Raw genomic sequence first — 24,426 nt, 5'->3', positions numbered from 1 at the left:
AACAACCGACTCAAGCCAAACAGCTCACACAAGCTAATACTGCTACTCAAGCACAATACGATTGTGATAATCGTATCGGTTACCCGGAGTCAGTACATGCAACTTTAAATTGTGTAGACTGAGCGGTGACGTTTCACCCGTAACGGAATAATTTGTCCGAACTGAATTACCGGGATCGACCACTGTAATGGTACCTTTGCCTAACACTTCAAAAGCTCCCTGCCCATCCAAAGCAGCGCAGGTATCTTCATCAATGCCAATGCCTACCCGATCGGGAAAGGCCGCCACCGCGCTCAGTAAACGAGCCATGCGATTGCGATTGTGAAAATGCTGATCAACGAGCAATTCTGGGATAACGCCCAGTCCTTCGGAGAGATCGACCAGCGATCGATTGGGGGATTCTCCGCTGCTGCCCCCTGCGATCATTTTTTCACCCATCATGGCTGCCCCAGCGCTGGTGCCTGCCAGAACCAGTTTGCCAAGATAGACATTGGCCTTAATCATTTCAAGAAAACGGCTATTGCCGATCAAGTGACAGAGACGAATTTGATCTCCACCGGTGAAAAAGACGCCTGTACATTGATCTAACAGATCTAACCACCGGGGTTCATCGCATTCCTGAGGATGGCGAATATCCAGAATATGAACCTGTTTAGCGCCCATACCAGTAAACAGTTGGAAATAACGATCTCCAACGATATTCGGCTCTCGGGAAGCACAGGGTACAACCCCAATCACTGCATCCTCTCCCCCTGCGTTGGCAACAAACGCATTGAGAATTTTGCAATCATTGACCTTATCTTCCGCGCCCCCAATCACCATGACTGGGTACTGGTAAGGAATCATCATAAACTTCTGCACTAACCCTGGCTCTAGTTCCAATATAAACGCCTATCCTAAATTGATTGATGCCAAACAGAACGATCCTGATAAGTAAATTATCAAGAAATCTTGATATTATTCTGTATGCGATTTGACGAATTCTCGAACTAGGTAAATTGGGAGGGGACACCGCAATATCCGGGTCACGGAGCCTCATAGACCTATCTAGATTCGTTAGTCTAAAAGGGGGATGTCCATCCTGAGCTTCGACTTAACGAAAACTTAATCTAGATAGGCCATCACAGCGCTTATTCAAAACATCTGGAAGTTCCTAAACTTCCAATCCCCTACATCGGCACGGTCTGTGGGGAGCCATACTGGCCTTGCAATTTATGGAGTTGCTGTACCAGTAAGCTTAGGAATAATCCCACATCGGTGACAACGCCCGTAGACTCGATCGATCCGCGATCGCTGAGCTTTGTTACCACTGCTGGATTGATATCCACACACACCATTTTCACACCAGAGGGGGTCATATTGCCCACTCCGATCGAATGCAACATGCTGGACAGCATTAAAATCATGTCTGCACCGTCAATGAGCCGTGCATAGTCTGCCTGGGCCGCCAGCAAATCCATTTGGGTGTCTGGTAGGGGGCCATCGTCCCGAATGGAACCCGCTAGGGCAAAGGGAACGCCATGTTTAACACAGTCATACATGATGCCGCTGGTGAGAATGCCTTGCTCAACGGCTTGGGCAATACTACCGCAACGACGGATCGCATTAATGACTTTAAGGTGATGACGATGACCCCCATGGACGGAAACCCCACGTTTCATATCCATCCCCAGGGAGGTGCCCAGCATGGCCTGTTCCATATCATGAACCGCGATCGCATTCCCGCCCAGCAGCGCATGTACGTACCCCTCGCGAATCAATTGGGAGAGATGTTCACTGCCGCCGGTATGAATGACAACGGGGCCAGCCGTGACAACCACTTTCCCGCCGCGATCGCGTATGCGGCGCAGATCCCAGGCAATTTGTTCCACCACCAGTTCCACCCGCCGTTCGCTGGACACCCCCGCGCCCATAAAGCTGAACTCTTCGGTTTTGCTGGATTTGAGAGAATTCTCATTGCGCAGGGTCCGTAGACCTTCGCTGCCCACAACCACGGATTCTCCCAATTGCAAATCCCGCAAAAGCTTACAGCGAGCGATGGGGCCTTCTGCTGTTTGGGTCACCGCGATCGCGCCATCCATGCGCTGACCTTCAACCCTGATCCATTGGTCTTGAATGCGCACTTCTGTGGGATAAATCGTCGTGACGTAGAAATCATCCGGTGCAACCCCGGCTTTTTCTACGGGTTCCAGCGTTGCGTTGCTGGCCTGCTGGGGCGGACTCACGGCTCCTAAATCAATCAGTTGCCCCATGATATCGGCCATGACGCTGGCATCGGGCGCAGACACCTTCACTTCGGCGCGGGACTGATCTTGCCGTTGTTCTCCCAGGTCAAAGTTCAAGACCTGGAAGCTGCCGCCGTTTGCCAGAATGGTATCGAGGGCACGACTGACTAAACCGGAGTCTAACAAATGGCCTTCCAATTGGATGACCCGGCTTTGCAAGGCAGACAGGTGAGGGGTGGCGTGACGAGGTTCGGTGACCTTAAGGGTTAAGCATTTGGCCGCACCACCTGCTTTCAGAAATTCTGTCAGTGGGGTTTCAATGACGGTAAAGCCCCGATCGTGCAAAATCTGTTTTAACCCAGTGCTGGCTTGGTTCATGACCAAAATCCGCTCCAGCTTGCCATTCTGGAATGTATCCACATTCACTGCATTACAGGCAAAGTTAATAGCATCCACTTCGTCAATGGCAATGCGCTTGTCCGCTGGAACTCGCAACTCAATTAAGCGGTTGGAATAGGTGTCAAAGGCGGGGGGGTAATAGAGTAAATAGCCATCGGTCAAGGGGCAAAAGCAGGTGTCTAAATGGTAAAACCGCCGATCGATCAACCGAAGGGATAATACTTCCACATCCAGCCATTTTGCTAAATAAGGATGGGCATCTAATTCCGATCGAAAACCATAGCCCGCCCACAGCCAACCGCCCGCTCGATCGAATAAGGCATCCCCTGCGCCTTCAAAGGGCAAGCTTTTAGGTAAGGTGTGAACTTGAAAGCCATTTTCAGCGAACCAATTCTGGAAATAAGGTTCTTCCCCTTGGCGCTCGGGATGAAAAAATCGACTTAGTACCGCAACATTCCCCAGCACCAGTCCTGCATTGGCAGTAAACACCATATCTGGCCAGCCCTGCTGGGGGGGAACGAGATCAACGGTGGCGTAGTTTTTGAGGACTTGGTAGAGCTGATTCCATTGCTCTTCGGCTAAGTCTCGGGACGATCGGTGGACATTCCCTTCCATCCAAGGGTTGATGACATAATCCACATCATAGTGGTGCGGCGCACACATTAAAATCCGCACGGGTTGAGTCATGTTAGAGTCCTGAAACGGTAGTAAATATTGGCAAGCTGAGATGAAATCAAAATCAAAATAATTTATTAAAAGTATATTTCGCAATCAACATACATCGCACGAAATACAACAATCACCTAGCGCCTAAATTTCTCGTTCTCCAGCATACATAAATTTCGTTTATAAAACTGATCAGGGTGATGCTAAATCTTTTTACTTTCATAAAGATGTTATGACTTCATGAATTCCCGAATACCGTGTCCCCGTGAATGGGAACCTTCCATCGATCTCGATCGATTTAGTATGCAATCTCTCTAGGCACTTTTTTATCAATTTATGCCCTAGATATAGTGTTTTAAATTGTTTTTTTTCTAATCCTACTCATCCCCTAGCATTTACCTACGGCGATAAAGCCGAAATCGTTTTAGGTGGAATTTGGGTGCTGTGCAAACTACAGTTGTAATTAGGATTTGGGAAAAATTTCTTCGCTGTGAGAGGTCTAGCAAGCATGACCTGCTTCATCAGTCTAGGCTGGTTATCGCGTTTTCCAGAGAGTTGATCCTAAAAGTAATTCAAGGGAACTATTCAATACTGATCGCAATTCTCTTATCACGATCATAAAGAATGCCAATCATAAAGATAACCATCCCAATCCTAACAAAGTTCAATTTTTTTCTAAAAAGGTCAACTTTATATAGCAATTCTCAGGCTGAATAGTTGATACTAATATTGCTGGTTCATTAGCTTTTTAATGCAGTTCATTCTTGATGTGTCCCAAATTGTATCACTAATGAACAATTGAGCATGTGTGAATCGTTGATTCACGGAATATTTCAGACATTTCTCAGTCACTCGGATCAGTAAAACTGCCTTTATACTCAGAGGACGACTTATGTATACCGTACGCCTATATTCGATCGAAGATCTTCGGGATGAAGTGAAATCGTTAGTTGACCGGGGCTTAGTGAGTCGGCAACATTGCATTTATGAACTGATCAAACATTTCAGCGATCAAGAATGGCTCAATATTGAACGGGTTCTGGAAGAGAACGAGTACCTACTGCGCGATCGGGTGATTGATCTAGTTGGTAAAGAGTCTTGGGTAAGCGACTAGGCCGAATCTTCAATCACGGGGTCTTGGGTTGCGGTTTTTCTACATTGGCTTCCCCAATGGAATAGGCAATGGAATGCGGATCAGTAATTCGCTTAGATGCCTTGCGGACTTCTACCCCAATCACCTGCCCATCTTCGTCGTAATCTAGGATTAATCCTGGAGCGATTTGTGCTGTCTCATCAATTGGGCAATCAATGAAGGAAATTTGTAAAATGTCCTGCTGGGGATCGTAAACAACTTTCATTCAAGTGGAGCCTTCGGTCGCTATCTATGCACAAGCCTCAAATCCAGCTTTAGTGCGATGATTTAACACTTGACATTGTAGAGAGAGATGCTTAGTGAAACTGCATCATCGGTCACAAAACGCAGGGATAAATTAGATTACGTTAAAAATCATGCCTAACCTCGGTGGCTGTTACTACTGCTGTTACTACTACGGTTCTTCAACTACGGTTCTTCAACGCCGTCCTTAAAAGTTGCGCAAGGATGGAGTTGTCTGAATCCTGGCTAAATTCAGGTAATACCCAATCAATTTGTGATTGCAACCCATGACGATCCCCCCCTAAATCCCCCTTCATCAGGGGGACTTTGAATGTACTGTTTCGAGTTCCCCTCATGAAGAGGGCTATGGGGATCAGAGCTGTGGCAGTCATCAGTTCAGTTTGGGATCAATTTGGGATCAATCATCCAATGCGCAGGCCAGCAATATTCAGATCAGCAACATTCAGGCCGTTACCCTAGCTGCTTGGGCTATCGGAGTTAAGGTGGATGGGGGCTATGGGTTGGTGCCAATTTGGTCTATTGAGGTCAAGGCTGAATATGTGCTTAAGCCCCCTTAATGCTCCCCATAGTCAACGGGCTTCGGTAGATAATTAGTTTATTTTTTAAACTGCCCGTTAGATAGTTCATTGACATCGTTCTTGTAAACTCTTTACCTAAAGGTTATTCATCCATTGGAAGTGGTATCTGTTCCATTCGGCCCATCAGTCATTCGACCGATCGGCGCTTATGCCCTATCAGGATTGGCGGTAGAGGGCGATCGTTTATTGGCGGTCGATCGCGTTCGTGGCTATTTACTCCAAATTGATCCCACGAATGACCACACCACCATTCTGAACCCCCAGCACGCTAAGGACTGGATCAACACGGCAGGTCTAGCAATTTCTCTAGGAGAAGCTTGGCTAGGGAAAAGGCGTTGGGTCATCCGTTACGATTTGCAGAACTTTTCACCAACTCCCTTCGTTGAACTGCCCTACGATGTGGATGGAGTGGCCGTTTGGGATGGCTTGGTTTACGTTACTTGCCAAAAATCAGGATATATTCACGTATTTGATAGCAAGACTACGCAATTACTGACGAAATTTTCTCAACCCGGTGTCGGTGTGGCGAATCTGGTGGCGACGGAGGATGCGCTGTGGATTTGTGATCGAGAAGAGCAAACGGTGTTTTGCCTCGATCGTGCCACGGGGGAATTGCGCTGGAGCGCCTTGACGCCCTACAAATTTCCCACGGCGATCGCTCTCTACCCAGCGGATCCGGAGCCTATTTGCTATGTGGCCTACACAGAGGAAGAACCCTACGTGCGGGATGATCCCAATGCGCGCTTTCCCTACCAACTCACCTTTCGCGATCGCACTTGGATTCATGCTTTGCAGGTGGCCCACAATTGGCAGGAGCATTACACCCTTTCCAATGGCTACTTAGTGGAGCTGTCCTATGTTGAGGAATTGCAGCCATTGGATGCAGTCATGCTTGAGCAGGTGGAGTGGCGAATCGCTTTACCTTCAGAAACCGTGCGGCAACGGGTACGCAAAGTTGAACCGATCGGCCATCCCTTTACGATCGAAGAAGTGGATGGACAAAAATTTGCAGTGTTTAAATTTGACCAACTCCAGCCCTACCAAAATGGGCTGCTCGGGTGGAAGGCGTTAATAGAACTCTACAGTTTTAAGTCCTATCTCACACCCGCTGATGTGGATACTCATGCTAAGAAACGTATTCCGAAAGCGCTGAAGGAACAGTATTTAGTAGACAATGATGAATTGGCAATGGATACGCCAACGATTCAGAATGCTGCGAAGGAAGCCGTAGGAACGGAAACGAATATTTTACGCAAAATGCTAAAGATTCGGAATTACGTTTACGATCGCTTGAGCTATGGCATTCAACCGAAAATTGATACGCCCGATGTCGCGTTAGATCGAGGTATTGCTTCCTGTGGGGAATACGTGGGGATCTTGCTAGCCCTAGCTCGGCTGAATGGCATTGCTTGCCGCACGGTGGGGCGATATAAGTGTCCTCCCTTTCCCGATCGTCGTAACGTTCCCTTGGAACCGGATTTTAATCATGTGTGGTTAGAGTTTTACGTGCCCGGTGTGGGTTGGTTACCGATGGAATCGAACGTGGACGATGTCATCGATCGGGGACCCTATCCGACACGCTTTTTTATGGGCTTGGCGTGGTATCACGCTGAGTTAGGGAAAGGGGTAAGATTCCAGAAAATGACCGCTGAGAACTTACCTGAGAATTTTACTTTAGGTGATTTAGCGTTGAACCATATTCGGTTTACGATTATCGATGAACTATCACCTACAGTGTAAACGGAAGGATTCACTCAGCAATGACGAATGGTTATTCCTTAATGATTCACGGCGGCGCAGGCGCGTTGGAGGATCTGAAGTATGAAGCAACAGAAGCGGAATTTCGTAGCAGTGTTTTAGAAATTCTAGAAGCAGGTCGATCGCGGCTGGCAAAGGGCGATCGAGCCTTGGATGTGGTGGAATATTGCGTCACGTTGTTGGAAGATAATCCACTGTACAATGCAGGGCGCGGATCGGTTTTAAATGCCCAGGGCCAAGTGGAGATGGATGCAGCGTTAATGGATGGGCAAACGCTGAAAGCGGGGGGTGTTACTTGTGTGAAGGGGGTAAAAAATCCGATCGCGTTAGCGCGGCAGGTACTGGAACAGGGCGATCACGTTTTGCTAGCCGCAGAAGGGGCATTGGAGTTTGCCAAGGCGCGGCAGGTGGAATTGTGCGAGGATGCCTATTTCATCACAGCAGCACGGGTGCAGCAGTTGCAGGAAGCCCAGGCAGCGGGACGGATGACTCTGGATCACGAACGGATTAAGCAAAAGCTGGGTACCGTGGGAGCTGTGGCGCGGGACTTATCGGGCAATTTGGCGGCGGCGACCTCCACGGGTGGGCTGGTCAATAAGCGCTGGGGCCGGGTGGGGGATACCCCGATCGTGGGTGCAGGGGTGTTTGCGGAGAATGAAACCTGTGCGGTGTCTGCTACGGGTTATGGAGAGCAGTTTTTACGGACGGTGTTTGCCAAGACGATCGCCAGCTATGTGCAGTTTAAGGGCATGGATGCGGCGGCGGCGGCCCAGGCGGGCATTGATGAGCTGGTGCGGAAGGTGAATGGGGATGGCGGCGCGATCGTAATTGATGGCGCGGGGCGTTGTGGTGCGGCGCAGTCTACGTCGGGATTGATTCACGGCTGGATCGAATTAGGCGGCGAAGCAATTTGTAAGTTGGGGTAGTTCGATCGAGTATGGAATTGGGAATGGCGGCTGCAATGGCAACGGCAATCCTAGCCATACTTAAGAATTACGTCAATTCAGAACCGTGCGTCAGGATTTATGCCACGATCGAAACACTAATGAGGTCATGGTTTCGTGTCATCGCGATCGGGCTGGAAAAAGGAGGAGCAAGGATATGCCACGGACAGTGGGGATGAATTCTCTCATCAATCACCTGGTGAAGCCTCTCCTGGGAATGGGGCTGACGATCGGGCTAGGGGTTTTGGGTGTGGTGGGCACTGTCAGTCCTGTGGAGGCATCCCAGGAAGTGGGGGATGTCAAAATTAGTGCATTCCGGTGTTTCCCGAATAGCAATACCTGCACGCTGACAATTAACAAAGACCATGGAACCTCACCTGGCACCCGAGCCTGTGTCAAACGCACCTTTGCCTGGAATAAGAAAACTAGGCCCCTTGTGCTAGATCGGGTCAATGTAGCCTACTATCGGCGGAGATCGGTTAAGCTGCGGTATTCCGATAGGCAGTGTTATGATGCGCGGCGCGATGGCGGGCGGATCTATGGCAAGCTCTACATGGCGCTGGAAGATCTTTGGCTGCAATAGGAAAGGTCTTGGGCGGCTTGGGGGTGGCTCTGGAGGTAGGGTTGGAGCCATTGGCAGCCTTGGGTCAGCAGGGAGGAGAGATCTGTGGGCAACAGGCTGACCACGCCGTCCGGGGTGGCGAGGGCGATTTGTTGGCCGTTGGGGCTGAAGGCAAAGCTGCTAATACCGGGGAGCGTAGCTTGCAGATTCCCCTGGGTATCCCAGAACTGGAGGGTGTCTTTGGAGAGCGTCGCAATTTGTTGACCATTGGGACTGAAACTCACGCTATTGACGGCATCTCGCCCCTGGAGGGTAGCCAACTCTTGGCCTGCGGCATTCCAGAGGCGAACCGTTGCATCGTCGGACGCGGTAGCAATTGTTTGGCCATCGGGGCTGAAGCGAATGCTAGTGACGGCATCGCGGTGTCCTGCCAAGGTTTGTAATTTCTGACCTGAGAGATTCCACAGAGTGACTTCCCCGCTTTGCATTCCACTCACAAAGATTTTTCCGTCGGGACTAAAGCTAAGGCTTGTAATTGGCTTAGGCTGTTCTTGCAGTGTTTTTAACTTTTTCCCCTGGGCATTCCACAGTGTGATGGTACCACTGGAATCACCGCTAGCGATCGTTTGACCGTCAGGACTGATACTGAGGCCAAGCACGGTATCGCCTTGTTGTTGCAGTGTTTCGTTTGCCCCCTGGGCATTCCACAGCGTGATGGTGCCGTTGACACTTCCAGTCACGATCGTCTGGCTGGCACCTTGCGAGGATAAGGGTTGAGGGCTGCTGATAGCACGACTGATAATGAGATCGCGATCGCCTGAACTTAAGGTCTTTGGCGCTGGGATAGGTCTGTTTGCCTTGGGATTCCAAAATTGGACAAGCCCGTTTGCTAAATCCATGCCTGCCTGCTGCCCATCGGGGCTAAACCAAAGACGCAACACCGATTGCTTTGATTGGAATTGAGCGATCGCGGTACGGTTTTTCAATGGCCACAGTTGCAGGGTGCCCTGATCCGTCAGTATGGCGAGTTTTTGCCCGTCGGGACTGATGCCTAGGAAAGTGCTATTGCGTATTGGGGTAATTTGGGTGAGGCTTTGTTGTTTTTTGGGATCCCAGAGTTGGATTTTGCCATCCGTACTGACGATCGCGAGGATGTTCCCCTGGGGGCTGAAGTGCAAACTGATTGCAGAATTGAATTCTGGCACCTGGGTGGGTGGCTTTTGGGTGGGCCAGTTCCAGAGCTGTAGAATTCCATCGGTTGTGATTACAGCCAAGGTTTTGCCATCCGGACTCAGATCAAGACTTACGACTTGGTGGGAGGTTTTGACTTTAGTGAGGGGTTGTCCCGTGTGACTGTTCCACACCTGCACGGTGCTATCTCCGGTTGCGGTGGCCAGCGTTTTTCCGTCTGGGCTGAGGGCAAAGTCCAAAAAATTCTTTACTGATGGAAGTGTGGTGAGTTTGCGATCGGTTTTCCAATCCCACATCTCCACCCGGAAGGGTTTAGAAAGATTGGGATTGCTGATCAAGAGGGCGATCGTGCTGCCTTGGGCACTAAAGCGAAAGTTGGCGGGGGATTGCTGGGAGATTTGCGGCAAAGGTTGCATTTGGCCCGTTTGCCAATTGCCCCGCTGCACCTTGCCATCGTCTAAAACAACGACTAAATCTGTTCCATCAATGTGAAGATCCACAATTTTGCCTGTGACCGAAAATCGGTTGAGTTGTTTACCCGTTGTGATCTCGCGGACTTCGATCGTGCCGTCCGAAAATGCCAGGGCCGCAATTTTCCAGTCCGCACTGAGATCCAAACTGGTTAGCTGGCCGGAGGGGATTTCCAGTTGGTTTTGCACCTGGACTCGCATCAGCATTTGTTGCAGGGTGGCAGTGGATTGTTGAATAGCCTGATTTTGTTGATCACCCAACAACCAGCGGAATGGACTTTTTTGCACCCGCTGGTTCACTGTTTGCCCAGTTTGGATGGCCTGTTGTAAGCCCTCCAGTTGTTGTCCATTGTTAAATTGCTGAAGCGCTTGTTGGGACTGCTTGATCAATAAATCCACTTTGCTTCGGTAAGCGTCTGCTGTTTGCCAGCCAAAAAGAGCAATGATGGCAGTTCCTACAAAGGTTCCCATCATTAAATTTTTGCTGATTTTCCAGTGTTTCCATTGTTGTTCCTGTTCTCTTTTTTCCTGCTCTTTTCGTTCCTGTTCCTTTCGTTGTTTGTCTACATATTGCATTCGCCATTGCAGGATTGCAGCAGCTAGGACATCGTGAAAAATTTCATAGCGTTCCACATCGGGCCGATCGGGTAAACTACCAATCCGACGAATAATCCGTTGATCCTTCGTGAGTTGATCGAACAAGCGATCGAGATCCTGCGCTTCGCAGCCCACCAGGTTCGCTAAATCCGCCGTAGAGTAGGCATACTTCGTCCCCGACGGCGTAACCAAATATTGGAAACTCCGCGCCGCAATATCCTGTTCCTCGATCGATAGATTTCGCAGCGTTTCCGCCACATGTTCTTGGACAATTTTATCGATCGCGATCGTAATTTTTTCATCCTCATCCGCGATCGTCGGATCTGCAATGCGAGTCAGCCTGTCCAGACTTAAACAATAGGACTGCTCCTGCACCATCTCATCCCACAGACGCATCATCACCAGTTGCAAATAGGGCGCAAGAATTTGATTCCCCAGCACCGCCTCCAACTTCTCCAGCCCCGCACGACCCTCCCCCCCGCGCCCCACCCGAGGAATCCCCTGCAAAATCGCATTCACCAAGTCAGGCGTAATCGTCACCTGCTCCTCAGCCTCTACTCTTTGGTTATATTTCTCGATCGGCAGTACGATCGCCTCACGGGCCGCATCCCGATCCAAATGCTCAATCTGCAAACAGATATCCAGAATATTCGGCAGATATCGCCGCAACAAATTCAACTTGGCATAGGCATCTTCCCGCAGCGAAATCAGAAAATTCACCCGCAGATCCGGAGAACTCATCACCCGCGCAATCTCCGCAATCAATCCCCCTTCCGGCTCCGGAGATGGATGATATTGGAAATACTCCTCAAACTGATCCAAAATAATGAAAACGCGACCATCCAAATGTTCCCCACCCAACTGGGCCGTCAACGTTTGCAGCATTTCCAGCAACGAAGTTCCCGGCTCCGGCATCTGAATCGGGAAACCACTGGCCTGCATATCAGCGACAATCTGCTGCATCAGACTTTGTAGCGGATCTTGCTGCCAAAAATGCTCCCCCTGCTGGGACGGAAACAGCACCACCGCCAATTTAGGAAACCCATAATCCTCAAGATTTTCCTGAGCTTCGGCCTGGAGGGCATGAATCACCCCCGCCTGCAAAACAGAACTCTTGCCCACCCCACTTTCGCCATAGAGCACCGTTAACCGCCACGCCAACAGATTATTCACAATCCGCTGAATATCCCGCGTGCGCCCAAAAAAGATATCGGCATCCTTGTCGGTGTAGGGACGCAAACCCTTGTAGGGGGCGCTAGTATTCGTCTCAGGCGGGTCATTGTTGGGTGGGTCGGTAGTCGTTGGGTTGACAGGTTGAGCTACAGGTTTATTGACAGGGTCGGGCACAGGCTGAACCGATTCACCACTCTCCGGGAGCCAAGATTGGGGCTTCATTGAATCAGATTTCATGACGTTTCACTCCTGCATCTCTCATCGCATCGGTTCTACAACCCTAGGCTTTAAGCTTTCTAGCTCCTGCTGTAGGGCAGCCACAAACTCTTCAGGAGAACAAGCAACGGACAGCAACTCCACATTTCGCTGGTCTTTCCAAATCTTTTTCTCTAAATCACCGGGATGGGATTGGTGCACCAACCGCGAAACACTTGGTAATTTTTGATCGGGCCATAACCAATTCACCAACTGTTGAAGATCGGAGTCATTGGGGCTGTATCCCAGAAATAAAATGCCCGCTTCCCCCAGGATTCTTTTTAAGCCCGAAGGCAGATTCTTAATCGGGCTACCCACCAAAGAATTGAGGTGATCCTCCGTGACCACAAAACGGTTCTCCTGCGTTCCATACAGCTTCAGGATGATGGGGTAACTGGAATGCTGCTCCCGGATTCCCATCGTGCTCCCAGCCTGCCGCATGGGCAATTGATCGTCATAATTTTGCGGGTCATCAATAAGCTGTGCCGTTTGGGATTGGTAGCGACGATGCTTATATTTGCCCCGATCGATTCCATCGGCAATGTAGTAGATCACGTCATAGGGTTGCTGCGCTTGTTCAAAAGCCTGTTCTAGTAAGTTATCGCAATTGGTCGTCACAATGAGCTGGTAGGGCAAACCAGGACAGCTTCTGGGGTAATTTTTCGCCAGCATTTGGTGAGGAAGCCCCGCCCAGAACGAATGGACTGGATTAGGACGACGACCACTTTCTAGAGACTCCAAAATTTCATAGAGCTTGTCGTAAAATGTATCTAAATTATTAATGAGTTTGTAATACTGCGAGAGATAGCGCAGATTCGTTTTAGCGACAGCCAATCGCTGTTCTAGATATACCGGACAGCTATCCGCTCTCTCGATGCCCTGGAGCATGGGACATTGCTGAGGTCTTTCATCGGGTAAATAGTGACAAATCTGACAGGGAACGCCGATTAAGCGTTGAATCAAATTGCGTTCAACCGGATTCTGACTAGACTCTTGGGGCAGTTCGGCTTCAATAGATTCCGTTAACCGCGAAGCCAGTTGAATATAAAAATTAGGATTAATCCCCGGCCCAAGGAACGGCACAATATTACCGAATTTCAATTCATCGATGATGGGCTTATATTGCCCCGGTGTTGGCATGGCGCGAAGGGGTGGATTCCGGGGTTCCAAGGGCCGATCGAGCAAGAAATGTTTCGTAAAGTCCGCTGCCACCGCCGCTGCATAGGAATGCCAACGATCGCCCTTACTAGCATCCCCAAAGTCACAAATGGCCTTGATAACGAGGTACCGCACCCGATCGAAACTTTGCCAACTCGCCGCGCTAAATCCATAGCCCTCCATTTCAATGGCAGCAATTTTGCGATCGCTGGCTGTAATCTCATCGCGGACAACACTATCCGCAATCACCTTTTCCCCTGATGCGATGACCCCGTAGTGAATTTTGGGTTGGGTGGGCGAGCCATCGGGGCTGAGTAAATTGGGGGGCAGGCTCCACTCCGGCAGCGCCTGCACGTGGTTCAACAGCGTGGCATCCGCACGATACATGATGGGTTCGGGCTGTTTGCCTTCGGGGGTCAGTTTGCCGCGCTCATAGTAGTAGATATCCCGACCAACCACCACATCCCCCATCTGCTGCTTTTCAGGATTGACACCGGCTGCAATGCCCACCAGCAAGATTGCTGCGGGATGCCAGTGATGAAGAATATCAGAGACGAGAACGGCAGCATCTACCCCAGCCATATCGGGAGATTGCGCCACAATCAGGTTATAAAACTCGCCATGATTGAGATCGATCGATTTGCGCCAGTAGACCCGGGATTCCTGAAAGACACGATCGCGATCTGTGATCTGAAAGCGTTCACAAACGGCGCGGCGCTCGACCTCGATCGCAGTAATAATGGCAAAATCAACTTTAAGGTCTCCCATATCGCCTATTCCCTGTCTCTATCCTGACCTAGCCCCTTTTAACGGAGGGGGATGCAGCAAATCAATCTAACGACCCTGGGCCCGATCGGCATAGCGGATAATTTCGATTCCGAGTCCCAGCAAGAACAGCAACTCCAACCCCCACAACACACTGATCAACCCATTCTGCCAAGGCGAAATGAAATGGCTAAAGGCTATGAGTGCAGCGATGCCGGAGAGGACAAAAGCAATCTCATCCACGATCATTTGTTTAAACTTACGGTGTTGCCGATGGCGATCGCTACGATGGGCAATTTCCCAACCTAAGATCGAATCCGCTCCAGGATGATCTGAACCGAGATGGTGGCTGATTTTCTGCACTAAGGTGTGGCGGATATAGTGACCGATCGCCGTAATTTTTTGATCATTAACCAGGTAGTTCCAACCTAAAACTAAACTCACCCACGGCAAAATTAATAAAGCGTAAGGATTCTTAGCCTTATCCCCTAGGGTCTCACCCAAGGCCAGCCCTAAAACGACGCCATATAAGCTCAGCGTCACATACAGCAAATTATCCCGCCAACCAATGCGCTGGATTTGCTCCTGCTTTAACTGGCTATATTCTTGAAGATAGACATTGAGCCTTGATTCGTCTTCTTTCATGGAACGCCCCTTCCCCCTGATAGGATCCGAAAGCCCTTCAAATTCTTTGGCTTCAGTATAAAATTCAAAGTTGAGGAAGTTATGAAGGCTATCTTGGAAAGAAATTGATATTGTCCATGGCAGCACCTAGGGAAATCGGTCGAAGAGAAGTGGACAGAGGGCGATGTCCAGTTGAGGCTCGTAAATCAACGAGCTATGATGACTGGGTAAACTCCCGCTACTCCTGTCATGTCCCAGTCGTCTTCCCAATCTGTGCCAATCTCTGAGCGATCGGTAGCCCTCCGGAGGCCGGAACTGTTGGCTCCGGCAGGTAACTGGGAATGCGCCCGCGCGGCAGTGGAAAATGGAGCCGATGCCATTTATTTTGGTCTCGATCGGTTTAACGCACGGATGCGATCGCAGAATTTCACCGAAGCTGATCTACCAGGGTTAATGGCCTATCTCCATCGTCGCGGTGTCAAGGGCTATGTGACGCTAAATACCCTCATTTTCCCCCAGGAACTCGCCGCCGCTGCCCAGTACCTCCGCAGCATGATTAGCGCCGGCGTGGATGCGGTGATTGTCCAGGACATCGGGATTTGTCGGTTAATTCGTCACCTATCGCCGGATTTTCCGATTCACGCTTCTACCCAAATGACGGTGACCAGTGCGGCGGGGGTGGAATTTGCCCAGAAGCTGGGTTGTCAATTAGTCGTGTTGGCGCGGGAATGTTCGCTGAAGGAAATTCGTAAAATCCAAACCCAAATCCACGATCGCCAAGTGGCGTTGCCGTTGGAAGTGTTCGTCCATGGGGCGTTGTGTGTCGCCTATTCTGGACAATGTTTAACCAGTGAATCCCTGGGGGGGCGATCAGCCAATCGCGGGGAATGTGCCCAGGCGTGCCGGATGCCCTATGAGTTGATTGCCGACGGCAAGCGGGTTGATTTAGGCGATCGGCAATATTTGCTGAGTCCCCAGGATTTATCAGGCTTGGCGGTGTTGCCGGAATTGGTGCAAACGGGGGTGAGTTGCCTGAAAATTGAAGGCCGTTTAAAAGCGCCGGAATATGTGGCCAGTGTGACGCGGGTCTATCGGGAAGCCCTCGATCGGGTAATGGCTCAGGCAATGGAGAAAATCGCAGCCGATCGGGATACTCGCGATCGTAATCGGAGCGATCGCTATGCCTTAGAAATGTCTTTTTCACGGGGCCTTTATACCGGCTGGTTTGAGGGCATTAATAATCAAGAACTGGTTCATGCCCGCTTTGGGAAAAAGCGAGGGGTCTATTTAGGCGAAGTGCTGCGGGTACAGAAAGATCGCGTCACCCTGCGGTTAGAAGCTCCGTTGAAACCGGGGGATGGGGTGGTGTTTGACAATGGCCATCCGGCAGGTAAGGAAGAAGGTGGACGGGTCTATACCTTGGATCAACGCGGCAAGGAAGCCACGCTCACCTTTGGTCGGGATGCGGTCAATTTTCGGCGCGTGTATGTAGGCGATCGGGTTTGGAAAACCAGCGATCCAGAGTTTGATAAACAAGTACGACAAAGCTACGAAAAAGAATACCAATTCCAACAACCCATCACGATCGAACTTTATGGCACGGTTGGGGAAACACTGGTGGTGATCGGTCGCGATCAGCAAGGCCATACGGTACAGGTAGAATCCACCATGGCGCTGGTCGCCGCCCACAGCAAACCGCTGACCACGGAACGCTTACAGGAACAGTTAGGCCGCTTGGGTAATACGCCCTTTAAGCTCGATCGATTAGATAACCACCTTGAGGGAGCGGTGATGCTTCCCGTCAGTGAGTTAAATCGCTTGCGCCGATCGCTGGTGGAACAGTTGGAAACCCTGCGGGCTCAACCCCAACGGTGGCAATTGAATTCCTCGGTACAGTGGCAGGAATTACTGCCGGAGATGACGCGCGATCGAGAATCGCGATCGGGTCAAAAAGCGATTCAAGATCACCGTAATTTATCGGTTAGCCCGTCACAGGAAGCATCACCAGAATTAATCGTTCTTTCCCGTAATCTAGATCAACTAAAAGTCGCATTAGAATCTGGAATCAAAACGCTCTATTGTGAATTTGAAGATCCTTGTAAATACCGGGATGCGGTGCAATTGGTCATGGCTTATCGCGGAGAACAGGCCACGATACCCCGCATTTTAGTCGCGCCTCCTCGCATTACGAAACCCAGCGAAAATTGGATTTTGCAACAGGTGCTCAAGTCCGATGCCGATGGGTATCTGATTCGCAATTATGATCACTTGGAATACTTTGCCGATCGCTTCTGCGTGGGTGATTTTTCCCTGAATGTGGCCAACCCCATTACAGCCAACTATTTCAAAACGCAGTGTAATCTGGCTGGGTTAACGGCATCCTACGATCTCAATGTGCAACAGTTACAGGATTTGTTGCAAGCGGTGCCGACGGATTGGATGGAAGTCACAATCCATCAACATATGCCGATGTTCCACATGGAGCACTGTGTCTTCTGTGCCTTTCTTTCAGAAGGGACTGACTTTACCAACTGCGGGCGACCTTGCGAAAGCCATGTAGTCAAATTACGAGATCGGGTCGGCACAGAGCATATTCTGCAAGCCGATGCGGGCTGTCGCAATACAGTATTTAACGGCACGGCACAAACGGGGGCGGAATACGTGACGCACCTGATGGACTTAGGCGTTCAACGATTTCGCATTGAATTTGTTAACGAATCACCAAAACAAGTACAACGCACGATCGAATGCTACCAGCAACTATTGAAGGGTGAGATAACAGGAGCTCAATTATGGCGTGAATTGAAATTACAAAATCAACTAGGCGTCACTCGCGGATCGCTAGAGAAAACGGGTGTAATGGTTCAGTAATCAGCGTTGCTATGAACTTACCGTCCCAAGAAAAAGTGCAGTTGCACCGCCGTTAACCCAAGCCCTAGTAATCCTCCAGCAATAACTTGGGGTACTTGCTGGCGTTTGGACAGAACACGCGACATACCCACGATCGGAATCAGGGAATAGAACGGTAACATTACAAGGCCAAATTGATAGGTGAGTGCGACGATCGGGCCTGCAATGCCAGTGGTATGGAGACTAATTTTCCAGCGTCGTGTGATCATTAGAATGATCAAGGTATTGGCAGCATAGCAAAACATCAATCCGCGCAGCAGCATAGGCATCTTGAGCATAGTCAGAAAGACATAACCTAGGGAATAGCTCAGAAGTGCGACGGTGAGAGGAATAATTCTCTCTTCACGCTGACTCAGGTCGGTTGATTTAATGACACCGAGGTATTTCAGATAAAATACATACCCAAACACGATCAAACTAGAGAACAGAATCGTAATTGAATAAGCCAGTATCTTCAACCACAGATTCAGTTCACTACTTGTAATAACTAATAAAAAAAAAGCCATTGACGAAATGACTAGGGGATTAAAAATATCGGAAATCACTTGAGCGATTTTTTGCATCTCTAGTCAGTAAAATATGATCGCTAGAAGCCATCATATAGCAACTATGATGACTTGTCTGAAATTCCTAATACAAAAGTCAGCTCTATATCAAAGGTCAGCTCCATAGGGCTATCTCTATCAAAGCCTCTCCCTAGGGCATGCATGGATCGCATCAATTCACTCTAGATCTGTCTGGAATCACCCTGAATCCAAAAACCGTCTGACAGGTACCCATCTTGGATCTATTAATTCTGATCTGCTTTTGCTAATTGATCCAGCAGATGGTAAACCTGTGTCCGATCGCGCAATGCAGGTTGGAAGTCCGGTTTATTGGACAGTGCCGTTTCCAGGGAATGTAATGCCTCTTGATATTGTTTGAGTTCAATCAATATCCGACCTCGCCAATACCAAGGCACATGGCTTTCCGGCTTCAGGTGAATCGCCCGATCGAAGCAGGAAATCGCTTCGCGATAGCGCTTCAGTTTGACAAGTGCACTGGCCAAACAGCACCACAGGGACGGATTGTCTGGCTGACGGTTAATGGCACGATCGTAGATGGCGATCGCTTCTTCGTGACGACCTAAGGCAACGAGTACATTTCCTCGGGCTTTGAGTGCTTCGGGATCGTCTGGATTAATCTTGAGGGTTTGGTTATTACCCATCATTAAAACAGAATGGTTCCGCACCTTTTCCCACAATCCCCCCCGCATCAAGAACGAAGAACTAGGTTCAGAGCTATGAAGATTTGCTAGAGGCGAAGATGACTGAGCTAATGCCAAGGCAGACAGCAAACTCGGTGCTTCGGTCGTGACCACATTGCCCCCAGTCATCACGGTGGAATCTTCCATCTCTTCACTGACTGGCGTCTGTCCTTCCCACTGAATCTTTTCTAGTGCTCGGGATTTACCTGCCAGCGCCGCAGCCAATTCGGGTTGGAGTTCCAGCGCTTGATGATAGGCCAGCAACGCGTCCTCAGGGTTACCTAATTTTTCTAGGAGCCAGCCCCGATGGTGCCATGCCTTCGCTAAAGCCCCTGTTTGTTCCGGATTCTCTGGTGTCGCACCGGCGATCGCCTGATTCATGCAAGTGAGTGCATCGTCCCATTGCTGCAACTGACTTAGGATAATGCCTTTCTCAACCAATGCTCCAAACTGATTGGGTTGGATGGCCAGAATAGTCTCTACAATTACAAGAGCTTCGTCGTAGCGCTTCAATTTGGCTAACGTAATGCTGTGAAGCACCTGATAGTGGGCATTATCAGGCTGCTGCTGCCGGAGTTGTAGTACAACTTCCAATGCTTCTTGGCGGTGGCCCATCTGCAAAAGCCGTTCCACCTGCCCTCGTGCCATCATTAACCGTTTGCGACTTTCGACCGCTAATTGAAAGGTTGGCTTAATTTGAATTGCGCGACTGTAGGCCGTAATCGCTGCATCCCACTGCTCCAAGGCTTCCAGCAACTTACCCCGATCGTGCCAAGCCCAATAGTTATCCGGCTGTAACTGCACCACATGGGTGTAGCAATCGAGGGCGTCTTCTAGGCGTTGCAAATTTTCCAGCACCATGCCGCGCTTTAGCCATGCCTTACAATGGGTGGGTTGTAATTGGATTACGCGATCGTACCCAGCCAGGGCTTCTTCAAAATATTGAAAACTATCGGCGGCCAAAGCTCGCTTAAACCACAATTGAGCATCTTCACCTTGCATTTGCAGGGCCTTATCGTAGGCCGAAATTGCCTCACGATAGTGGTGCCGTTGGAGTAAATAATCCCCCCGCTCCTGCCATGCTTTGCCCCCATCCTCCGGCGGCGTTGAGTTTTCCAGAACTTGGATCTGTTCCAAGATCGTTCGCGCCGAGGGATAGCGCTGCTGGCTATCGTAATGCACCATGCGATCGAGGATATCCGCTAGCTCCGGACTGACTTCCGCTTGATCTCGCCAAATGACCTCCTGGGTATGAGGATCCCGTTGGAGATGTTTGGGGGAACTGCCTGTCAGGGCTTGAATCGCCATCATCCCCACGGCGTACAGGTCACTCTCAAACCCCGCTGCCCCGGCTAATTGTTCCGGAGGAGCATAGCCCGATGACCCCACAATCATGTCCGGATCTTCGGCATGGGAGAAGGCCATTTGTTTGACCGCACCAAAGTCAATTAAGACTATTTTCTGATCTCGGGTGCGGCGCATGAGGTTACCCGGTTTGATATCGCGATGCACCACTTGGTGATCATGGACAAAGATCAGTAGGGTCAGAATTTCCTTGAGAAAGGCTCGTACCTCCGATTCCGGCAGCGGTAGTTTTCCTTTCCAGGCTTGGCTCAAGACAATGCCTTCAATGTATTCCTGAACCAGATAAAATTCTTGATTTTCCTGAAAGTGGGCGGTCAGTCGAGGAATTTGATCGTGGTAGCCTAGGGCATGAAGTACTTCTGCTTCCGCTTCAAATAACGTTTGAGCGGCTGCAAGAATGACTGCACTATTGACCTTGGGTTTGAGTTGCTTTACAACGCAGGCCGGTTTACCAGGTAGGTGGAGATCCTGCGCAAGATAGGTTTGTCCAAACCCACCTCCCCCTAGCTGGCGAATGATTTGATATCGCCCGCCAAGAATTTGGTTGGACATAGTTGAGTCACAAGACAGTTGACTGACCGAAATAGAATGTGAGGGCATTGCAAAGGACGCTAGGAGGAACCTTTAGGTATAGCTTTCCCTACGATCATGCAAAAGACGCAAGGTTAGAAGCGGGAACTGGAACTAAGTTGCGGCGAGGAGCCTCGATTGACCTAGTCTTGACTTAGTGTGCCGATCGGGATCAAAAAAAGTGACAGTTGCACTAGCAAACTTCATTAATCCTTCATTAATCGATCGGTTCCCTCCGTTAGCGATTTCGCGCAGTGGAGTTCTTGTTGTTTTGGGGTCGTATCACCTGGGAGATCTATAGGTTTCCTTCTAGGAAGTTCATCTAAGAATTTCGATACCCGATCGTCTATCGATTCTTCATCGCCCGTTGCATGTCTCGCTGGTCTTCCCGACGGCGTACGTCTTCCCGTTTATCATGCAGTTTTTTACCGCGCACCAGAGCGAGATCAATCTTGACCCAACCGCGCTTGAGATACATTTTGAGCGGCACTAGGGTAAGTCCTTGCTGTTCCACTTGGCCGATGAGTTTGCGGATTTCCTGGCGATGCAACAGGAGTTTCCGAGTGCGTCGGGGGTCGTGGTTAAAAAATTGGGCGGCGGTTTGGTGGGGCGAAATATGGACATTCAGCAATAGCACCTCACCATCGCGAATCAGGGCGAAGCCATCCCGCAGGTTGACCCGTCCAGCCCGAATGGATTTGACCTCCGTGCCCACTAGTTCAATTCCGGCTTGGTAGGTCTCCAAAATTTCGTACTGAAAGCGGGCTTGACGGTTATCGCTGACGATTTTGAAGCCTTCTGCTTTGTTGTCTGTCTTGGTGGATTTAGTATTCATAGCTCTATTTTAAAAGACCCGATCGCATTGGTTCTAGTCAGGTTTTGGAGGATAGTCCAGCGGGTTATAGTCCAGCAAACCATTCGTAGCCTTGGTCTTCCCAAAAGCCGGTGCGCGGTTGGTAGATGCCCCCGTAGGCGAGGGCGGCTTGCAGGGCGGGGTCACGGGGTCGATCACGCAACCAGTCCGGCGGCAGGAGGGTCTTCGTGAGGGTGACGCGGGTGACCCATTTGCTTTGCTTGTAGCCTAGTTTGATGGGGGCAGCGAGGCGCAGGGGGGCCCCGTTGGGAATGGGTAATTCTGCGCCGTTCATTTCGTAGGCCAGCAGGGTTTGGGGATGGAGCGAGGAGGCAATGTCCCAACTTTCGTAGTAGCCGTCGGCAGATTGGAAGTAGGCGTATTTCACGTCGGGTTGCGGTTGGGCCAGTTGCACCAAATCCCGCAGGGCCACGCCTGCCCACTGGACGATCGCCGCCCAGCCTTCCACGCAGACATGGCGGATGACCATGGAGCTTTTGGGTAACTTGTAGAGTTCCGGTAGGGTCAGGGATAGGGGCCGATCGACGGCTCCATCCAGCTCTAGGTGAAAGGTCGATCGATCTAAGGTGGGATAGTAGCGGGAGTAGCCGTTGACGATGAGTTTGTCCGGTTCGATGCGATCGAGGGAAAATTCGGGGACGGGCTTTTGGGGGTTGAGCAAGAGGGATTCGATCGACTGATTCAGGGGTTCCGACAGTTGACCGACTAAGTTGGCCAAGTCCGCTGAAGCGCAGCCCCCCAAGGCTAAACTCGTGGTCGAAAGGCCGGCCATGCGCAAAAAGTGGCGTCTAGTCCAAAGTAAATCAGTCATGGTTTACGAGAAATTTTCAACCTAATCTATGTCTAATCTACGCCTATTTACCCACGGAATTTTCCAGTGTTAGGACTTGAGCCGCTGTTAGATTGAGGGCTGGGAAGGTGGGTGAGAGGATCATGTCCTCCCCCCGAAAGCGATGGATTTCATACTCACCGTCAATCAGGGTGCAAACGGTTAACGTGGGTTGTTTGGGCTTGCCGATATGGCGAGTGCCGCCCAGCCCTGCGTAATCGACAATCCAGTATTCAGGAATGCCCATCGCTTCATAGTCAGCCATTTTGAATTCGTAATCATCCTGCCAATTGGAGGAAACGACTTCAACGACCAGTTTGACGCTAGAACCCCGATCGATAATCGAACCACTGTCCCAACGCGACTCGTTACCGATTTCGGTTTCATCCAAAATGATTACATCGGGTTCATAGCCCGTATCCTCCGATCGACGCAGAATACATTCCCGAGGAATAAAGTACGGTAAGTCGGCTTGTTCGATGATGGAATTCAGTTTTCCGGCCAATCTGCCCGCCACTTTGGAATGATCACCCCTCGGTTTTGGCATTTCGATAATCTCTCCCCGTCGTAGCTCGTAGCGGACGATCGCGCCCTCTGGATACCAATCAATAAATTCATCAAAGGTGACGGGTTTCACCTGCGTAATCTGCATTGGATCTCCTTGTGAGGGGATAGAATCTAGCGATGGGATCCTAGCGGCGGGGGAGGAATAGCACGGGGTGCCAACTGCGCCGGAGCAGTTCTGCGGCTAGGCTGGGCACTGACCATTCGATGAGTTTGCCGAGGGTGTTGGAGGAAATTGCGATCGCGCTGACGTCGTAGGTTTGGGCAGTTTCTAGTAGCGTTGTCGCAGGTTCGCCTTGACGAATGACTTGAATGGGTTGAACGTTGATTGCTTGCAATTGGGCAGCGATTTTGGTTAGCGTTGTTTGGGCTTGTTCGATTTGCGTTTCTGGAGATGGGGTAAGACGACCTCCTTCGGAAACGACCCAGCAGAGGATACAGCGTTCGATCGATTGTATCTGACCCGCTAGGGATTGGATTTGCTCGACGGCGTATTGGGCGGATTCGCTGCCGTCAAAGGGAACTAATACCGTGCGATAGAGGTGGCGACAGCGCAGGTCTAGTTCCTCAGCGGTAAAGGTTAAAAATAAGGGGGGACGAATGGCCAGGATTGGGACGGTCAGTTTTTGCGCTAGTTCCCGTGTGGTGCTGCCAAACAGTTTTTCGGTGAGTAGGCTTTTGCTGGCTGTTCCTAGAATGACACCATCGCATTGCCGTTCCCGCACGACCCGCAGCACGTTATCCACCACGCGCCCCACTTCCACCCGCACTTGGACATCTATACCGTCGGTGTGGGTCAAACCTGCCATGAGCCGATCGCGGGCTTGGTCTTGCCGATCGGGGTCAACTCGGGCGATCGCGCCTTCATCGCTGACGGGAATGCTGTGCAAGAAGGTGATTTGTTGGGCACCACTGGCAGCCAAGCTAGGCACAAATTGCGTGAGCCGATGGAGGCCGTCGTGAAGGTCGGTGCAGATAAGAGGTCGTTGAAACATACCGAAAATCCGTAGGAAAGGCGATGTGCAGTCGATGGAAATCGTCGTCGATCGCGGGTGGATTGATCCCCCTAAATCCCCGCGCTAACGCGCCGCTGCGCTAGAAAAAAGGGGGACTTTGAGCATGAATTTTCCGGTTCCCCCTTTTTTAAGGGGGGCTAGCGATTATCTTGAAAGTCAAGTAGGTTGGGGCAGAACTTGCCCTGGATTAGCTATGGCCGCAGGGTTCCAGAAGGTTCCCTGCTTGACCATGGCATTGAGAATCGTCAGCAACTTTCGCATACAAGCCACTAACGCAACCTTCTTGGCCTT

The 24,426-nt window shown here is 50.4% G+C and carries 18 protein-coding genes and 1 pseudogene; 6 read left to right on the top strand and 13 right to left on the bottom strand.

All coding sequences use genetic code 11. The features are described 5' to 3' along the window. Window positions 1-42: 42 nt before the first annotated feature. Window positions 43-849 carry a cyanophycinase gene (locus ACN4EG_RS15870; RefSeq protein ID WP_431630840.1) on the bottom strand — a complete coding sequence of 269 codons (807 nt, stop codon included), beginning with the start codon at window positions 847-849 and terminating at the stop codon, window positions 43-45. A gap of 320 nt (window positions 850-1,169) precedes the next feature. Next, a complete protein-coding gene (gene argZ / locus ACN4EG_RS15865) occupies window positions 1,170-3,311 on the bottom strand; it encodes a bifunctional arginine dihydrolase/ornithine cyclodeaminase (RefSeq protein ID WP_431630838.1) in 2,142 nt (713 codons plus the stop codon). Window positions 3,312-4,182: 871 nt separating this feature from the next. Here argZ and ACN4EG_RS15860 point away from each other — a divergent pair. Further along, entirely contained in the window at window positions 4,183-4,404 is a 222-nt protein-coding gene (locus tag ACN4EG_RS15860) for a DUF4327 family protein (RefSeq protein ID WP_431630836.1), read from the top strand. Window positions 4,405-4,417: 13 nt separating this feature from the next. Here the strand turns inward: ACN4EG_RS15860 and ACN4EG_RS15855 are convergent, their stop codons facing one another. Continuing rightward, complete coding sequence (locus ACN4EG_RS15855) at window positions 4,418-4,648, bottom strand: DUF2283 domain-containing protein (protein ID WP_431630834.1); 231 nt, start codon at window positions 4,646-4,648, stop codon at window positions 4,418-4,420. Window positions 4,649-5,066: 418 nt separating this feature from the next. Between ACN4EG_RS15855 and ACN4EG_RS15850 the strand changes: the two genes are divergently transcribed. From ACN4EG_RS15850 to ACN4EG_RS15835, 4 genes are all read left to right on the top strand, one after another. Next, entirely contained in the window at window positions 5,067-5,243 is a 177-nt protein-coding gene (locus tag ACN4EG_RS15850) for a hypothetical protein (protein WP_431630833.1), read from the top strand. Window positions 5,244-5,363: 120 nt separating this feature from the next. After that, window positions 5,364-7,004: a transglutaminase-like domain-containing protein gene (locus ACN4EG_RS15845; protein ID WP_431630830.1), complete on the top strand. Its 1,641-nt coding sequence runs from the start codon at window positions 5,364-5,366 to the stop codon at window positions 7,002-7,004. 20 nt (window positions 7,005-7,024) lie between these two features. Next, the gene (locus tag ACN4EG_RS15840; RefSeq protein ID WP_431630828.1) at window positions 7,025-7,948 is read left to right on the top strand and encodes an isoaspartyl peptidase/L-asparaginase family protein; all 924 of its coding nucleotides are present in this window, start codon (window positions 7,025-7,027) and stop codon (window positions 7,946-7,948) included. A 175-nt stretch (window positions 7,949-8,123) separates the two neighbouring features. Beyond that, window positions 8,124-8,549 carry a hypothetical protein gene (locus tag ACN4EG_RS15835; RefSeq protein ID WP_431630826.1) on the top strand — a complete coding sequence of 142 codons (426 nt, stop codon included), beginning with the start codon at window positions 8,124-8,126 and terminating at the stop codon, window positions 8,547-8,549. Here the strand turns inward: ACN4EG_RS15835 and ACN4EG_RS15830 are convergent. From ACN4EG_RS15830 to ACN4EG_RS15820, 3 genes are all read right to left on the bottom strand, one after another. Beyond that, window positions 8,516-12,196 (bottom strand): nSTAND1 domain-containing NTPase, encoded by a 3,681-nt coding sequence (locus ACN4EG_RS15830; protein ID WP_431630825.1) that lies wholly within the window; start codon window positions 12,194-12,196, stop codon window positions 8,516-8,518. The two genes, ACN4EG_RS15835 and ACN4EG_RS15830, sit on opposite strands and share 34 nt — an antisense overlap. Window positions 12,197-12,217: 21 nt before the next feature. Then, on the bottom strand, window positions 12,218-14,140 hold the full coding sequence (locus ACN4EG_RS15825) for a phosphorylase family protein (protein WP_431630824.1): 1,923 nt from the start codon (window positions 14,138-14,140) through the stop codon (window positions 12,218-12,220). Window positions 14,141-14,206: 66 nt separating this feature from the next. Next, on the bottom strand, window positions 14,207-14,782 hold the full coding sequence (locus ACN4EG_RS15820) for a hypothetical protein (protein WP_431630823.1): 576 nt from the start codon (window positions 14,780-14,782) through the stop codon (window positions 14,207-14,209). A 228-nt stretch (window positions 14,783-15,010) separates the two neighbouring features. On the opposite strand from ACN4EG_RS15820, the gene ACN4EG_RS15815 reads away from it, so the two are divergent. After that, on the top strand, window positions 15,011-17,632 hold the full coding sequence (locus ACN4EG_RS15815) for a U32 family peptidase (protein ID WP_431630821.1): 2,622 nt from the start codon (window positions 15,011-15,013) through the stop codon (window positions 17,630-17,632). Between the two features lie 17 nt (window positions 17,633-17,649). Here ACN4EG_RS15815 and ACN4EG_RS15810 read toward each other — a convergent pair whose 3' ends face one another. The 7 genes and pseudogenes from ACN4EG_RS15810 to ACN4EG_RS15780 all read right to left on the bottom strand — a co-directional run. Beyond that, complete coding sequence (locus ACN4EG_RS15810; protein WP_431630820.1) at window positions 17,650-18,177, bottom strand: hypothetical protein; 528 nt, start codon at window positions 18,175-18,177, stop codon at window positions 17,650-17,652. Window positions 18,178-18,461: 284 nt separating this feature from the next. Further along, window positions 18,462-20,834: a tetratricopeptide repeat protein gene (locus ACN4EG_RS15805; protein WP_431630818.1), complete on the bottom strand. Its 2,373-nt coding sequence runs from the start codon at window positions 20,832-20,834 to the stop codon at window positions 18,462-18,464. 364 nt (window positions 20,835-21,198) lie between these two features. Beyond that, window positions 21,199-21,687 carry an SsrA-binding protein SmpB gene (gene smpB / locus ACN4EG_RS15800; protein WP_431630816.1) on the bottom strand — a complete coding sequence of 163 codons (489 nt, stop codon included), beginning with the start codon at window positions 21,685-21,687 and terminating at the stop codon, window positions 21,199-21,201. A 64-nt stretch (window positions 21,688-21,751) separates the two neighbouring features. Next, window positions 21,752-22,537: a molybdopterin-dependent oxidoreductase gene (locus ACN4EG_RS15795; RefSeq protein ID WP_431630815.1), complete on the bottom strand. Its 786-nt coding sequence runs from the start codon at window positions 22,535-22,537 to the stop codon at window positions 21,752-21,754. Window positions 22,538-22,580: 43 nt separating this feature from the next. Then, the gene (locus tag ACN4EG_RS15790; protein ID WP_431630814.1) at window positions 22,581-23,207 is read right to left on the bottom strand and encodes a Uma2 family endonuclease; all 627 of its coding nucleotides are present in this window, start codon (window positions 23,205-23,207) and stop codon (window positions 22,581-22,583) included. A 40-nt stretch (window positions 23,208-23,247) separates the two neighbouring features. After that, on the bottom strand, window positions 23,248-24,114 hold the full coding sequence (locus ACN4EG_RS15785) for a universal stress protein (RefSeq protein WP_431630812.1): 867 nt from the start codon (window positions 24,112-24,114) through the stop codon (window positions 23,248-23,250). Between the two features lie 177 nt (window positions 24,115-24,291). Further along, window positions 24,292-24,426: pseudogene (locus tag ACN4EG_RS15780) on the bottom strand (IS110 family transposase); the annotation flags it as partial.

The organism is Alkalinema pantanalense CENA528 (genome assembly GCF_050753345.1).
Lineage (GTDB): Bacteria > Cyanobacteriota > Cyanobacteriia > Leptolyngbyales > Leptolyngbyaceae > Alkalinema > Alkalinema pantanalense.
This window is presented reverse-complemented; position numbering and strand designations above follow the sequence as displayed.